The following is a 13,835-nucleotide window of genomic DNA, read 5'->3' on the forward strand; positions in this document are numbered from 1 at the left end:
ACCTCAAGGCCTACGACAGTGTGCCAGAAGCTAGAAAGGCCATCGGTAAATTCATCGCCTTTTATAATCAGAAACGCCCACATTCATCGCTTGACCGGAATACCCCGGATCAGGCTTACTGCAAACACCCGCAGCCCATAACTCAAGCTGCGGCGTAATCGGAGCGGATCCACTTATAAAAGACGCTCACCTGCCCAAACAAACGGGACCACCTCTGTATACAAAAGGCTATTTTGCATCTGACGCTTCTGTTTACCGACTACTGAAAGCGCAAGACCTGATTACCTCTCCGGCCTATGTGGTCATCAAAGCAGGTGATGAGTTCAAGAATAAGACAACAGCCCCAAACCAGCAGTGGCAGACCGATTTCACATACTTCAAGATCATTGGTTGGGGCTGGTTCTATCTATCGACTGTCCTGGATGACTATTCCCGTTACATCATCGCCTGGAAGCTGTGTACCAACATGAAGGCAAAGGATGTAACCGATACGCTGCAATTGGCGCTGGATGCCTCCGGCTGCGAGCAGCCAAAGGTGCTGCATCGTCCGCGCCTGCTTTCTGATAGCGGGCGCTCTTGTGTCTCTTCGGATCTGGCCGAATGGCTAGCGGGGAAGAAAATGGACCATGTGCGCGGCGCTCCCTACCATCCGCAAACGCAGGGGAAAATCGAACGCTGGCACCAAACGATGAAAAACCGCATTCTGCTGGAGAACTACTACATGTCTGGGGACTTGGAACTACGGATCGCTCTGTTCGTCGATTACTACAACAACCAGCGCTACCACGAGAGCCTTGGCAACGTCACACCAGCGGATGCTCACTTTGGGCGAGCCAAACAGATCCTGGAGAAAAGGCAGCTGATTAAACGGCAGACACTTCAAAACCGCCGCTTGCGACACCACGCACAAGCCGCTTAATATCAACTCGCAAAGGGGCCAAACACTCCCTTATTCAAAAGCCAAATCTGCCCAACTTCATATGACGACGCACACTTTGCTGAGGTACAGACGGTGCGAAGGGCTGCGGATGACTCCGCCGCACGAAGGCGAAAGTGGTTTGTGCCCCGGCCTGAGTATGAGCACCTGTTTACAGATAATGCCGATCACAACCATCCAACAAAGGATGGAAATATATCTTGGTGCACTGCAGGAAAATAGCAGTGCACCAAGATACTTTTTAGCTCATTGCATCCAAGCGGTGACGGATTTGACGGTCACAGTCTCCGGCTGGATTACGGACGACTTCTTCATCCTTGAATTTCATAATTTCTTTAGCAGGATTGCGAACCGTATCCAAACTGACGCCTTTTTCAAACCACTGCAGAACAGCATAGTCTCCACCAGCATCGGTCAGGAATGCCAATGGCTTTCCGTCTTCGATAATGGCAAGGCGGCCAACGCGTACTGGTTCAACTGAGATCTGACGCTCTCTACCGTCTATAGTCAGAAGGTCTCTGGTCAGGCTCATGTAGTTGAAATCTGACTTAACAGTTCCAGTCCACTTCCCAAGAAGACGCTCGCCCTTGTTCTCAACTGAAAGACAAGAGCCCTTGTAGTTTACGATGGATAAACGGTTTGCTGAAACTTCAACAGCTGCCTCTTTCTTCCGAGCAACTGTGTATTGCATGGCGTTCGGGCCGGTGCGGTAAAAACGAATGCCGAGCGGAGAATACTTGTCCTCACCCAATTCACGGGTGAAGAAGTCAAACTGATTGGAATCATTGGTGCCTGCGCGGCGATATAGCCAGCGTTTTGGTAGGCCATCTTCAAAGATCAACCAATCACTGGCAATAAATCCGCGTGGGCCTTCCTCTGTGTTTAACTGCCACACGCCTGTGTGGAACGGGGATTCTGCCTGAGCTACGCCCATGGAAGCAGTGGCTAAAACCGCGGCGCATGCGGTTGCTTTGATGGTTTTGCTAAGGAAACGGCTAGCTTTAGAGGCTTTTTGAAATGCGAGAGGCATACTAAAGAAATCCTAGTTTTTTTTCAAATCAACTGTGGCTGATAATTAGTCTGATAGACCTTGTGCATATTAAACACGTTCCCCTATACCGCGCAATATTACCGACTAATAATCTTAGGTTGCCCAAAGGAACAGTCGCATCCCTCCATCAAAAAAGCCCTGTCGTAAGGCCTTGATTGTTTCACGCCCCACGTTTTGACAGATCCGACGCGCCTCGTCTGGTGAGCTACACCCGGTTGCATGAACATGCAGTGCTGAGTTCCGCACTGAGGTGCACGCTAAAGACACTTTGATCGGGGGGTGAGAGAATTGATCAGGGACGGTGCGAACAATCCAACTAAGGTTGCTTCAGACGAAAAGAATTTAGGTTAAGGTGAATTTATATTATGGAACTAATAACGCTTATTTCGTTAGACTACTCATTAAACATAGAGAGGTGTCACAGGTTTTAAGAACACATTTAAACAAGAACAGATGCGCCGAAGTCAGCCTGAGATTGAATTCCAGCCCATCTCTGCGACATCGGCGCTGTAAGTAGTCTCATCCAGGCGGCAAATAACGCACTCACCATTGTTGTCCCGATCGCATAGGACAGCGATGTTTTTGGGTTGACATCTGGCCGCCTACCCATCGACGCAGTTTTTTTTCCGCCATCATAGGGCACCGCATGACCCTGTTTGATCAGCAAGGCGCCAAGATAGCGCCCACCAGGCTGCACCAATGCCTTTACAAGCTCTGTGGCCTTGCCTGCGCCGCCATAAGTAGCGGAACGGCCAAAAGGCATGTCGGCAATCTTCGTAGTTTCATGGTTGCCTCTCAAAACTTTACAGGCAGGCTGTTGCCATCCCTCAATGGCACACACAGCCCTCCGCCTGATAACGCTTCCAGCTCATTTGCAACTGCACTTGAATAGTCCGCGCTGTAGGTTTTCAGCGTAGGGACTGGGAAAACCCACTCAAACCCTTCAGGTTTCGGCCTATGAAATTGAAGTAAGTCAGATTGCTCAAAGCGCCTGCTCTCGCTGCCGCTCAATGATGGTGCCAGGGCTATCATCACTAAGCTCAAGAGCTTCCGCCTCGCGGGCTTGCTGCTTGAGTAACCTCATCCTGTGGCGCATTACTGATACGCTCTTGTATCTCCAGCTTTTCCAACCGCTCAATAAACACCTCAAGAAACGCTGTAATCACTGCCTTGATGAGTTCTTGCATGGATCACCCAGCCAAGCTTTGCGGGCTTAGCCGTGCCGATTGTTTCAGCACCCCGTTTACCTGGATGGCTTGCAGCGTTTTTGGCCCGAAACGCCCGGCAACAAACTCCTCCAAATCCGCAGGGTTCAGATTAAAATGACGTATCGCTTCAGGCGCTTTTCTGGCTGCTTGGATAGGACCATCTCCTCTAAAGTTTTGCGGTGCCTGGCATCCAGCTGCACGCCGGTATATTTGACGAAAAGCTGGAACGGGCACGCCAATGCAGCAGAAACGAGCGCGCCCAAAACAGTCAACAACGTTGGCAAAACAGCTCCAACCAGCCTGGCAAGATCAATGGTAAACGGCGTACCAACAGCAAACACAGCTGACACGGGGGCGCAAAAGTGCAGACGGCAAGCATCAGCAAGCCAGCTGCATAGGAGAGCATCAGATGCATTGGTATATCCTTTAGGTTTTTAGGGAACTTTCGGGCTCCTAAGAATTGTCCCAGATTACATTCACCCCGCGCCAGTCAATGTGGGGGAATGTTTTGTAAACGCCAAGGCCGCCAGTCAAAACACTTTGCAGCTGACCATGTGTCACTACGAAGATCCAAAGCAGAAAACGACATGTGCTCGCTCTTGCTGGCTCCGCCAATTGCACGGTTATATGCTGGGCTGCGATTTGCACTCAAGATTGTCAGCAGCCCGCCAGAGGCCTCACGCAAACAGTCAGCAACCTTGGCAGCAGGGCGTATATTATCCCACAGTTTGCCTGGCCCCAGCGGGTTCAGGCCATATGCAGGATGATCCACATTGCCATGGCTGTGCCCTATAAACATCAGTTCAACCGCTGAAAAATATCGAAGCTCCAGCGCCTCAACAAGTGCAGCAAACGCCTCTACGTGCTCCAGTTCAGATGTACTCATCAGGAAGTCTCCAGTATATATGTTTTACAAGATAGGCCGCTCCCGTATCAAGCAGCCTTGGCCTTGCCTTCTATATCGGTGCTCAACCCACCGGCTTTTGAGTAACTATGGGTCACCCGTTCAATGATGAACTCCAGGCCATCGACACCAGGGCGCACACCGGCATAGGTAAAGGGCGCAACGGCAAACAAAGCCGGATCACCTTCAATGCTCACTGATGTTGCACCTCACCGCGCAGCATTTCTTGTGCGCGCGCTTGAGCCGCTTTTTTCACTTCTGCCTCAGAGCCAAACGTCTCGCGGATACGAAAAGTGCCCACGCCTTATTTATCGGCAACCGCTTCCACACTCACACGGCGCGCCTTATTGGGGGCGCGATAAAAGGCCTTCACACTCTTATCGCGGCTTCGATCGCCAAAGTGCACGCGGCACGTCCCGTTGATAATTTGCTGCTTTGAAATGACAGCGACAGGCAATTCCTTCCCGCTTGCACTTGTTCCGCTACCCTTTTTGGCAAAAACCAGCCGCCCGTCCTTGATGGAGAAAAGCGCACCATGACGGCGGGCAGGCGCTCCCAAAAAAATGCATATCGGATTCTGATTGCTGACCAATCCGGTCGTAGTGATGACTGGAAACCTGCGCATCTATGGCCGCGCTCAATGCATGTTCACCGGCAATTTGGGAAACGATATCCTTCACCGTTTCCTCATCCCTGTGCCGCTCTTTCACTGTTTTCAGGCCCTTCGAAACAACAGTGCCCTCTCCAAGAATGTTGAGGGCATAAGCGTTCCGTGTGTTCGCCCCTACGACACTTATCTTATTGAAAAGTAAGGCCAAAAAAACCGCTCTAAAGGCGGGTTTTTTGCTATCTGGATTGTTTTTTTAACCCACTTACTTTCATAAAAACCCCGTTGAGTTTCCTCAACGGGGTTTTCAGTTCATTTGAGAGGAACAACGGCCTCTCATGCGTTTGGGGCGGGTCTACATCGCTCCAATTACGGACAGGAGCCAAGTCTCATCTAAGCCTTATGGTGAGACGATCGGGAATAACGGATCGTACTCATCCATCATTGACATTATGGCACCAAAAGCAAGTGGATTGCCCTCATATGCCATTTCATCGGTGCGGACCAACTCAAAGAAAGTTTTCTGCTTGAGCGCCAATGCGTTAAGTGCCCCTCGCGTCATAGTGAAAGACACATTGGCATCATCAAGTGTGACGCCGGCTGTGTGATTCAAAACGCCATTCTTCAGTTCAAGAGCATAACGCTCCTCAATATCGGAAAAGTTAAAGTTGATCCTTGCTTCAAGCCCCTTCGCTTTTTCAGGATTGAGGCGCACCCCAAGATAGTCAAAGAACATTTCCAGGCTCATTGCTGAAACCACATGGGGTCCCGCTTTTGGTCCATGGATAGGCTTTATGCCCTCTCGTAGCTCCTTGGCAGCTGTTAAATAGAAGTTCCGCCATGGGCCAGATTCAGCGACATATCCAAGCTGTGTTAGCGCTGCTGCTTGCAATTCACGCGCTGCTTTGTTCTCCGGCTCTGCAAAGACAACATGATTGACAACCTCAGCGACCCAGCGGAACTCACCCTTATCAAAAGCCAGCTTTGCTTTGTCCAAGACTGCGTCCGCCCCGCCCATAAATTCAACATAACGCGCACTGCTTTGCGCTGGTGCCAAGCGGTCCAGCTTTGCAGGGTTTCCATCAAACCAGCCAAGGTAGAAGTTATAGACGGCCTCCGCATTGTGCTTAAGGCTGCCATAGTAGCCGCGTGTGGCAAAGCGCTGAGCCAATCCGTCAGGCAACTTGATCAGGTTTGCAATCTCACGCGCTGTATAACCTTGGTTGGCCATCCTGAGCGTTTCGTCATGGATAAATCGATAGACATCACGCTGGCCTTTAAGAAAATCTTCGACCCCTTCATTTCCCCATGTAGGCCAATGGTGGCTTGCAAAAGCAACTTCCACATCACCGCCAAACAGCTGGATGGACTCATTAATGTACTTTGACCAATCCAAAGCGTTCCGCACCTTGGCACCGCGCAGTGTGTATAGGTTATGCATAACATGAGAGGTTACTTCTGATAGGCACAAAGCTTTGTGTTTTGGAAAGTAGAACATAAACTCTGACGGTGCCTCAGACCCGTTCGCCATCTGAAACACAATCGGAACCCCATCAACAACAAGCTCCGTTCCCGTCTCAACAACAAACTCTGTAGGTGGAAGGTAGGTCACCGTTCCGGCTGAGGTTGTTTGCCCAAGCCCTGTCCCAATCTGCCCTTTGGGTCCTTTTTCAAGGCCATTGCCAAACATATAGGAGGCCCGCCGCGTCATCACGCTACCAGCCATTACATTTTCTGCAACGGCATGCTCCTTGAAACCTTCAGGAGCAATCACCTTCACATTGCCAGCTGTTTCAGGATCAACAACCCCAAGAGCACCACCAAAGTGATCCACATGACTATGCGTATAAATGAGCGCAACAACAGGCAGCTCACCCAAATGCTCGTTGGCAAGCTTCAACCCAGCGCGGGCGGTTTCTTCTGTCAGCAGTGGATCAATGATGATCCAACCTGTATCACCGCGAACGAGCGTCATATTCGAAAGATCAAATCCGCGTATCTGATAGATACCCTCTGTCACCTCAAACAAACCATTGATTGTATTGAGTTGGCCTTGGCGCCATAAACTCGGGTTCGCAGTATCGGGGGCTTCTCCCTTTAAAAAGTCATATTTGGTTTGGTCCCAAATAGCCTTATCTTCCGCATCCCGAATTATGGGCGTTTCCAGCGTCGCAATCAAACCACGCGTTGCATCTTCAAAATCCTGCCGATCTGCGAAGTTTAGCTTGCCCAACATTGCTTTATTCGCCGCAATAGTGGCTGGCTCTGCCTTGTCCGTTGCCGCCCCTGCCACATAGGGAACAGCGAGAAAACTACTTGCTGCAAACACTGCGGAAAATACGTGCCGATATACTCTCATGAATCCTCTCCCCTGGATTGTTCATTAAGCATATTCAATCATAGCTAGAAAATATAATGGATTTAATTTCGAACTGTTATAAGCTTTAGCTATAAGTGGGAGGCTGCAGTGTTAACTCATAAACATCTCAAGCAAGTGCTGACGATACATCGTTTAGGCACGCTAAATCGTGCAGCAACCGCGCTTAACATCAGCCAACCTGCTCTCACAGCCAGTTTGAATAAGCTTGAAGAGCATCTTGGAATGAGTTTGTTTCACAGGACAAAAAAAGGCGTAGAGGCAACCCTATTTGGCCAGCATATCATTGAGACAGCGCCCGACATCCTTTCACGAGTAACACGATTGGAAGATGAGCTCGCTCTGCTGGCTGGCGGCGAACGCGGAGAGATTAAAATTGGAGCGGGGCCAGTGTTCATGCATGGCGCAATGCGGGCCATCATTCCGGCATTTTGCAAAAGATACCCAGATCTACGCCTAACACTTTTGACGTGTACACCTCGCCGCATACTGCAAGATGTAGAGACAGGGCGCTTAGATCTAGGTTTTGGGACCATATCTCAAGCTCCGACACGCAGCGATATTGAAATCCGCCCCTTAATAGAAGAGCCTGTTGCATTTGTAGCAGCAAAAGACCACCCGTTAAGTGCCAGGGCAACGGTAGGCAAAGACGAGCTTTTCTCATTCCCGTTTGCAACACCTGATCTGCCCTTAGAGCTTCAGGTGCAGGCTGATGAGTTCAGCTCTGCCAAGGGTTCTGCCGTTAAAAACTGCCTACAAACAAGTGATTATGAGCTGCTGTTTAGCACTGTAATGCAAAGCCATGCGATCTCCGGCTGCCCACTTCACTTGGCAAAACCTTATTTGAAAACCGGCGAATTATGCGCGCTAAACTATACTGGGCCCCCAGTTATGTGGCAGGCAAAAGCCGTTTACCGGAAAGTTTCAAGATACTCCCCAAGCTTCCAAATTCTTCTTGAGCGAATTGAGCAATGGTTTAGGCAGGCGGGCTAGAACGCGCCACACAATTAGTGGCATCAACTGGTTTCAAAGACCTGTCACAGACAATAAAGGCGCTGCAGTCCTGGGACTGCAACGCCTTTATTCATATTTTGGTTTATCAGCCGTCGCTGCGTGATGATACAGCCGCTGCCATCAGGCGATAGGTTATCTGGGCAGCTGTAAAATCCCAGGCAGCATTGCCATCTGGCGCAAGCTCTACCACATCAAGCCCAACACATTTGCGGCCCTTTAAAGCATGTTCGACCAAATGCAACGCCTGATAATAGCCAAGACCACCTGGAACCGGTGTTCCCGTTGCAGGCATTTGGGAAGGGTCCAGACCATCTACATCAAATGAAATGTAAACATGTTCGGGAAAATCCTCAGGCAAATCAACGGCATGAATGCCCTTGGTGACCAGTTCTTCTGCGTCAACAAAGAAAACACCGTGCTCGTCTCTGCTGTCCATTTCTTGCTGACAAAGTGCGCGTACGCCAAACTGGGCAAGGCGAACCCCGCACTCTGCAAGAAGGTTCATGACAGAGGCATGTGAGTGCTTTTCACCTTGATAGGCAACCCGCAAATCCGCATGCGCATCAATTTGAATAATACCGATGCGCTCACCAAGTGCCCGCGCAACCCCGGAAACGGCGCCATAGGACAGGGAATGCTCACCGCCAAGCGTCACTGGGATCTTGCCTGACTTAACAGCATGCTCGGTGCGCTTTGCAAGACGCTCCATGACCTCAGGCAGCGGACCATCGCACTCAACAGCAGGCTCGGTGAAGATCCCAAACGCACAAGGCTCGACGCCATTGCAGCCGCGTTCAAGTTCATCACTTGCGTTTAAAATAGCCTCAGGACCATTGAGCGTACCTGAGCCATAGGAAACCGTGCGTTCAAGAGGCATTGGAATGATCGTGAACAGCGAGTTATCTTCCTGACGTTCGCTCTGGGTTAGTTCACTTTCAAGAAAAATAGACATGTCGCCTCCTTTAGGAAAGACGGGTCAGGAAGTCATCATAGGAAAACTCACGAATGATCTTGAGCTCGTCCCGGTCAGAGTTCCAAAGGGCAATCGCAGGCAAAGCAACACCGTTAAACGTGTTCGTTTTCACCATGGAATAATGGGCTTGATCAAGGAACGCGAAGCGATCACCAATCTTGAAGGGAACGTCGCGGGTATAGTCACCAATCACATCACCAGCCAGGCAAGAAGGCCCACCAAGGCGGTATGTATGCCCCTGCTCTGCCTCATTTAACATGGCAGGACGATACGGTGCTTCGATCACATCAGGCATATGACAGGTTGCGGAAATATCCACGATTGCCAGGTCCATACCATTATTAGGCAGGTCCAGTACTTCTCCGATGAGTATGCCAGCATCCAATGCAACAGCTTCCCCGGGTTCCAGATAAACATCCAGACCGGTTGTTGCACGCACATCTTTGATAAATGCAATCAATGCTTCGCGGTCATAGTCAGCGCGCGTGATGTGGTGACCACCACCAAAGTTTACCCACTTCAATTGATCAAAATAGGGAGCAAGCTTGTCTTTCACAGCATTCCAGGTGCGCTCCAAAGGCTCAAAGCCCTGTTCGCACAATGTATGCATATGCACCCCATCAACACCAATCAGAGCATCTGCTGTGAGTTGCGATACAGGGAAGCCTAGTCTGGAGCACGGTGCGCAAGGGTCGTATTTTGCAATTTCACCTTCAGAATGTTCTGGATTGATGCGCAGTCCAACCTGCACCGGGTGATCAGCAGCTCTCACATTGGGTAAAAATCTGTCTTTTTGCTCAGGTGAGTTGAAGATCATATGATCGGAATAACCGATGATCTCATCAATCTCACTGGCTTTGTAGCCTGCACAAAATGTAGCGAGTTCGCCGCCGTATTGTTCGCGTCCAAGACGGGCTTCATAAAGACCAGAAGCGCACGTACCGCCCAAATACTCACGTATCACTGGAGCAAGCGAAAACATGGAGAATGCTTTCAGCGCTGCAAGCACGTGAGCGCCGGAGCGATCCGCAACTTCTTTGATGACGGCGAGGTTGCGGCGCACCGCAACCTCATCAACAACAAAACAAGGGCTTGGGACGCGAGAGAGATCAAAATCCTTGAACGCTCCAGCATCACCAGCCTGTGTTTGCATCATTTCAGCCATCAGCTTAGAACTGAACCGGACCGTCAAGTTCATGCACCTGCCAAGGCAGGCCATGCTCATTGAGCATATCCATGAACGCGTCAGGGTCCAGCTGCTCCATGTTCCACACACCTGGTTCATTCCAGATGCCCTTCACAACCATGGCAGCACCAATCATCGCAGGCACACCAGTGGTGTAGGAAACAGCTTGAGATCCAACTTCTGCATAGCACTCTTCGTGATCACAGATGTTGTAGATGTAGTAGGTTTTCTCGCCAGAACCGTCTTTCGCCTGACCAGTTGCAATATCACCGATACAGGTTTTACCGGTTGTCAGCTCACCCAGATCACTTGGGTCTGGCAGAACGGACTTCAGGAATTGCAGCGGGATAATTTCATGGCCTTCGTGCATGACTGGTTCGATAGACGTCATGCCAATACCTTCCAATACACGAACGTGATTGATGTAGGCATCGCCAAACGTCATCCAAAAACGCGCACGTTCAATCTCGGAAAAGTGCGTTTTCATGCTTTCCAGTTCCTCATGATACATGAGGTACATGTTTTTCTCGCCAACACCCGGAAAGTCAAAAGCAACCTTGTGCGTCATCGCAGGCGAGGTCACCCAGTCACCCTTCTCCCAGTGACGCGCATCAGCGGTCACTTCGCGGATATTGATTTCCGGGTTGAAGTTGGTTGCAAAAGCTTTGCCGTTGTCGCCGCCATTACAGTCAAGCACATCGATCTGACGGATGGTGTCGAGCTTATGTTTTTTCAGCCAGGTCGCGAAGACGGATGTAACCCCCGGATCAAAACCTGAGCCAAGGATTGCGGTCAGACCCGCTTTTTTGAAACGTTCCTGATATGCCCACTGCCAGTGGTACTCAAACTTTGCTTCATCTTCTGGCTCGTAATTTGCGGTGTCCAGATAGTTGATACCAGCTTCCAGGCAAGCATCCATCAGCTTCAAGTCCTGGTACGGTAGCGCCAGGTTTACCAAAAGCGTAGCGCCACTCTGCTTGATGAGTGCAACAACAGCTGCAACATCCATCGCGTCAACTTCAGCGGTCTTAATCTCAACGCCGGTCTTCGCTTTGACGCTCTTTGCGATATCATCACACTTAAATTTGCGACGCGATGCCAACGTGACTTCGGAGAAAATATCCGAATTCATTGCCATTTTGTGTACGGCGGCGGAGGAAACACCACCCGCGCCGATTACCAGAGTTTTACTCATGTCTATTCCCCGGTCCTTGGATTATTCGTAATAAGTGTAGCCGTTGATGCTATCGCGGTAAGCGGCCATCAACGTCCGTCGGTCAGCATTCTTGAGTGTTCCAGCCGAGACAGCCTCATCAATAAACTTGCGGAAAGCATCTACGCAGTCGCGCGGATCATACTCAACATAGGAGAGCACTTGAGAAATGGTATCGCCCTCCACTTCCTGCAACAAATCAAATCCACCATCAGCTCTCAAATCAATGGTTGCAACATTGGTGTCACCAAACAGGTTATGCAAGTCTCCCAGCGTTTCCTGATAGGCTCCCACAAAGAAAACGCCAAGATAGTATGGCTTATCATCCTCAAGCGTATGGACTGGCAGTGATGGAGAGATACCGTCTGCCAGAATGAACTCATCAACCTTCCCGTCACTGTCACAGGTGATATCAGAGAGCACAGCACGGCGGTCAGGCGCTTCATTCAGGCGTTGCAGCGGAACAATTGGGTGCAACTGATCAATCGCCCAAACGTCTGGAAGAGACTGGAACAACGAGAAATTACAGTGATAGATGTCCGCCACTTTCTCCAACTGCTCATCAATCTCAGGTGCACTGCCTGTCGGCGGCGCAAGCTCTTTGATCTTGGACATGAGATGGAGGTAGATACGCTCAGCACGCGCCATCTGGCGCAGGTCAATATACCCCCGGCGGAACAGCGCACGCAGTTCGTTGCGATAAAAGTTAGCGTCGTTCAAGCATTCCTGAAGTCGCTCGGAGTTAAGGTAGCCCTTAACAGCTGCCAGATCTGACACAAGGTGATGGTCGTCTGTTTGAGGATGCGGCGCCGTTGGCGCATCATACAACGTGGCTTCCAGAACGTTAAAGATCAGCATGGAAGATGTTGCCACCACCGCGCGGCCACTCTCTGTGATCAGTGTCGGATGCGTAAGCTGAGCCTCATCCATGGCGTAGGCCACGGTTTCCACGACGTTAGAGCAATATTCCTCAACCGAATAGTTGGTGGAGTTTTCAATCGCCTTTTTCTCGCCAGTGTAATCTATGCCCAGGCCGCCACCCAGATCCAGATGTGTGAGTTCAGCGCCTTCTCTGGTCAGTTCAACAAAATAACGACATGCCTCACCAACGGCGCGACGAACGTCATTAACATCTGGAACCTGAGACCCAAGGTGAGAGTGCTGTAACTTGAGACAGTGCAGCAGCTTGGCATCGCGCAGCTTGTCGATGACAGAAACCAACTGGTCCGTATTCATCCCAAATGTGGAACGATCACCAGAGCTTTCCTCCCATTTACCACCAATTTGGTTGGTCAGCTTAACGCGCACGCCAAGCAGAGGCTCTTCGCCCAGCTCTTCGACAACTCCGATTACAGTTTCGAGCTCTTTTGGGCTCTCCAAAACAATCATGGTATTAAAACCAAGCTTGCGAGACAGGATAGCCAGACGAATAAACTCTTCGTCCTTAACGCCGTTACAAACAATCAGAGCGTCTTTTGGCAAGCGGTGAGCCAGAGCAATCACCAACTCCGGTTTTGAGCCAGCTTCCAAGCCGTAAGAATAAGGCCGCCCAAACTCAACGATACGATCAACAACCTGAGCCTGTTGGTTGACCTTAATCGGAAAGACGCCACGGTACTTGCCCCGGTAACCAACACGATTAATCGCATCCGTCATGGAATTGTTGATATGGGCAATTTCGTTTTCTAAAAACGAACTTACGCGTAGCAAAATAGGAGCATGGATACCACGTTGTTCAAGGTCGTGAACGATCTCCGGAAGGCTCACTTTCGGAGCGTCCGGCATCAACGGATTACTGAGCGCGATATCACCGTTGGGGAGTACAGAAAGAAGATCCCTCCCCCAACGCCCCATGCCGTAAACAGCATGAGCGGTACCTTGATTATCTGGCAACCATTTATTCCCTTCCAAAATTAATTTTGCCCCATTTACTCATGGTCTTTCCATCTGACAAGCTTAATCTTTTCGTTCTGAACATCCGTGGGGATAGAGCGTTTACGCACGCCCCTTCTTCGGACTGTAAAACACACAACCTTAGATGAATATTTGACCTACCTGACCATAACTATAAGTAAAAAACAGCACCCAACACCGCCAACTCACTAAACACATAACACTTCAGGTATAGCTAATTAATATTACCACCAATCTATATATAAGAGTAATTGAGCACAGCTTGGAGATGCAGGCAAAAAACGATAGGAACAACAGTTACGAAAATCAAAATACAGACGGAAACACTGAGCAACTACTCGATAAAAATGATGTAAATATTTGATTTTTCAAAAACCCTGGAATTCGTAGTTACGATAATCCTTACAAAATCCCAAAAGGCTTATTCAATAACAATTCGATAAAACCGCCT

Annotated in this window: 14 protein-coding genes and 1 pseudogene; 3 read left to right on the forward strand and 12 right to left on the reverse strand. The window is 49.9% G+C overall.

The features are described 5' to 3' along the window. Together BMZ51_RS20755 and BMZ51_RS20760 are read left to right on the forward strand one after the other, a co-directional pair. Positions 1-158, forward strand: a 158-nt coding sequence (locus BMZ51_RS20755; protein WP_139201443.1) for an integrase core domain-containing protein, incomplete at its 5' end; no start/stop codon positions are given. 71 nt (positions 159-229) lie between these two features. Then, positions 230-919: pseudogene (locus BMZ51_RS20760) on the forward strand (transposase); the annotation flags it as partial. 259 nt (positions 920-1,178) lie between these two features. Here BMZ51_RS20760 and BMZ51_RS20765 read toward each other — a convergent pair. The 8 genes from BMZ51_RS20765 to BMZ51_RS20800 form a co-directional block, all read right to left on the reverse strand. Further along, the gene (locus tag BMZ51_RS20765) at positions 1,179-1,967 is read right to left on the reverse strand and encodes a hypothetical protein (protein WP_068008259.1); all 789 of its coding nucleotides are present in this window, start codon (positions 1,965-1,967) and stop codon (positions 1,179-1,181) included. Positions 1,968-2,427: 460 nt separating this feature from the next. Beyond that, complete coding sequence (locus BMZ51_RS20770) at positions 2,428-2,751, reverse strand: hypothetical protein (protein WP_068008256.1); 324 nt, start codon at positions 2,749-2,751, stop codon at positions 2,428-2,430. A gap of 277 nt (positions 2,752-3,028) precedes the next feature. Next, a complete protein-coding gene (locus tag BMZ51_RS24150; RefSeq protein WP_161941231.1) occupies positions 3,029-3,175 on the reverse strand; it encodes a hypothetical protein in 147 nt (48 codons plus the stop codon). 125 nt (positions 3,176-3,300) lie between these two features. Continuing rightward, positions 3,301-3,546 carry a hypothetical protein gene (locus BMZ51_RS20780; RefSeq protein WP_074882285.1) on the reverse strand — a complete coding sequence of 82 codons (246 nt, stop codon included), beginning with the start codon at positions 3,544-3,546 and terminating at the stop codon, positions 3,301-3,303. Between the two features lie 140 nt (positions 3,547-3,686). Then, the gene (locus tag BMZ51_RS20785) at positions 3,687-4,082 is read right to left on the reverse strand and encodes a D-Ala-D-Ala carboxypeptidase family metallohydrolase (RefSeq protein ID WP_068008249.1); all 396 of its coding nucleotides are present in this window, start codon (positions 4,080-4,082) and stop codon (positions 3,687-3,689) included. Positions 4,083-4,129: 47 nt separating this feature from the next. Next, positions 4,130-4,297 (reverse strand): hypothetical protein, encoded by a 168-nt coding sequence (locus BMZ51_RS24155; RefSeq protein ID WP_161941230.1) that lies wholly within the window; start codon positions 4,295-4,297, stop codon positions 4,130-4,132. 107 nt (positions 4,298-4,404) lie between these two features. Beyond that, the gene (locus tag BMZ51_RS20790) at positions 4,405-4,725 is read right to left on the reverse strand and encodes a hypothetical protein (RefSeq protein ID WP_068008246.1); all 321 of its coding nucleotides are present in this window, start codon (positions 4,723-4,725) and stop codon (positions 4,405-4,407) included. Positions 4,726-5,107: 382 nt separating this feature from the next. Next, entirely contained in the window at positions 5,108-7,066 is a 1,959-nt protein-coding gene (locus tag BMZ51_RS20800) for an alkyl/aryl-sulfatase (protein WP_068008244.1), read from the reverse strand. Between the two features lie 108 nt (positions 7,067-7,174). Between BMZ51_RS20800 and BMZ51_RS20805 the strand changes: the two genes are divergently transcribed. After that, positions 7,175-8,077 (forward strand): LysR family transcriptional regulator, encoded by a 903-nt coding sequence (locus BMZ51_RS20805; RefSeq protein ID WP_068008241.1) that lies wholly within the window; start codon positions 7,175-7,177, stop codon positions 8,075-8,077. A gap of 106 nt (positions 8,078-8,183) precedes the next feature. Here the strand turns inward: BMZ51_RS20805 and speB are convergent, their stop codons facing one another. The 4 genes from speB to speA are packed head-to-tail and all read right to left on the reverse strand — an operon-like array spanning position 8,184 to position 13,363. Further along, positions 8,184-9,050, reverse strand: a complete 867-nt coding sequence (gene speB / locus BMZ51_RS20810) for an agmatinase (RefSeq protein WP_068008238.1) — start codon at positions 9,048-9,050, stop codon at positions 8,184-8,186. 10 nt (positions 9,051-9,060) lie between these two features. Further along, the gene (nspC, locus tag BMZ51_RS20815; RefSeq protein WP_208979611.1) at positions 9,061-10,269 is read right to left on the reverse strand and encodes a carboxynorspermidine decarboxylase; all 1,209 of its coding nucleotides are present in this window, start codon (positions 10,267-10,269) and stop codon (positions 9,061-9,063) included. Beyond that, positions 10,241-11,452 carry a saccharopine dehydrogenase family protein gene (locus BMZ51_RS20820; protein WP_068008236.1) on the reverse strand — a complete coding sequence of 404 codons (1,212 nt, stop codon included), beginning with the start codon at positions 11,450-11,452 and terminating at the stop codon, positions 10,241-10,243. The genes nspC and BMZ51_RS20820 overlap by 29 nt, the downstream gene beginning before the upstream one ends. A gap of 21 nt (positions 11,453-11,473) precedes the next feature. Next, on the reverse strand, positions 11,474-13,363 hold the full coding sequence (gene speA / locus BMZ51_RS20825; protein WP_074882296.1) for a biosynthetic arginine decarboxylase: 1,890 nt from the start codon (positions 13,361-13,363) through the stop codon (positions 11,474-11,476). Between the last annotated feature and the right edge of the window lie 472 nt (positions 13,364-13,835).

The organism is Pseudovibrio axinellae, assembly GCF_900110875.1.
Classification (GTDB): domain Bacteria; phylum Pseudomonadota; class Alphaproteobacteria; order Rhizobiales; family Stappiaceae; genus Pseudovibrio; species Pseudovibrio axinellae.

Excerpts from the sequence above, each read along its gene's own strand:
- BMZ51_RS20765 (WP_068008259.1), bottom strand. The coding sequence starts at position 1,967 with ATGCCTCTCGCATTTCAAAAAGCCTCTAAAGCTAGCCGTTTCCTTAGC.
- BMZ51_RS20770 (WP_068008256.1), bottom strand. The coding sequence starts at position 2,751 with ATGCCTTTTGGCCGTTCCGCTACTTATGGCGGCGCAGGCAAGGCCACA.
- BMZ51_RS24150 (WP_161941231.1), bottom strand. The coding sequence starts at position 3,175 with ATGCAAGAACTCATCAAGGCAGTGATTACAGCGTTTCTTGAGGTGTTT.
- BMZ51_RS20785 (WP_068008249.1), bottom strand. The coding sequence starts at position 4,082 with ATGAGTACATCTGAACTGGAGCACGTAGAGGCGTTTGCTGCACTTGTT.
- BMZ51_RS20790 (WP_068008246.1), bottom strand. The coding sequence starts at position 4,725 with ATGCGCAGGTTTCCAGTCATCACTACGACCGGATTGGTCAGCAATCAG.
- BMZ51_RS20800 (WP_068008244.1), bottom strand. The coding sequence starts at position 7,066 with ATGAGAGTATATCGGCACGTATTTTCCGCAGTGTTTGCAGCAAGTAGT.
- speB (WP_068008238.1), bottom strand. The coding sequence starts at position 9,050 with ATGTCTATTTTTCTTGAAAGTGAACTAACCCAGAGCGAACGTCAGGAA.
- nspC (WP_208979611.1), bottom strand. The coding sequence starts at position 10,269 with ATGAACTTGACGGTCCGGTTCAGTTCTAAGCTGATGGCTGAAATGATG.
- BMZ51_RS20820 (WP_068008236.1), bottom strand. The coding sequence starts at position 11,452 with ATGAGTAAAACTCTGGTAATCGGCGCGGGTGGTGTTTCCTCCGCCGCC.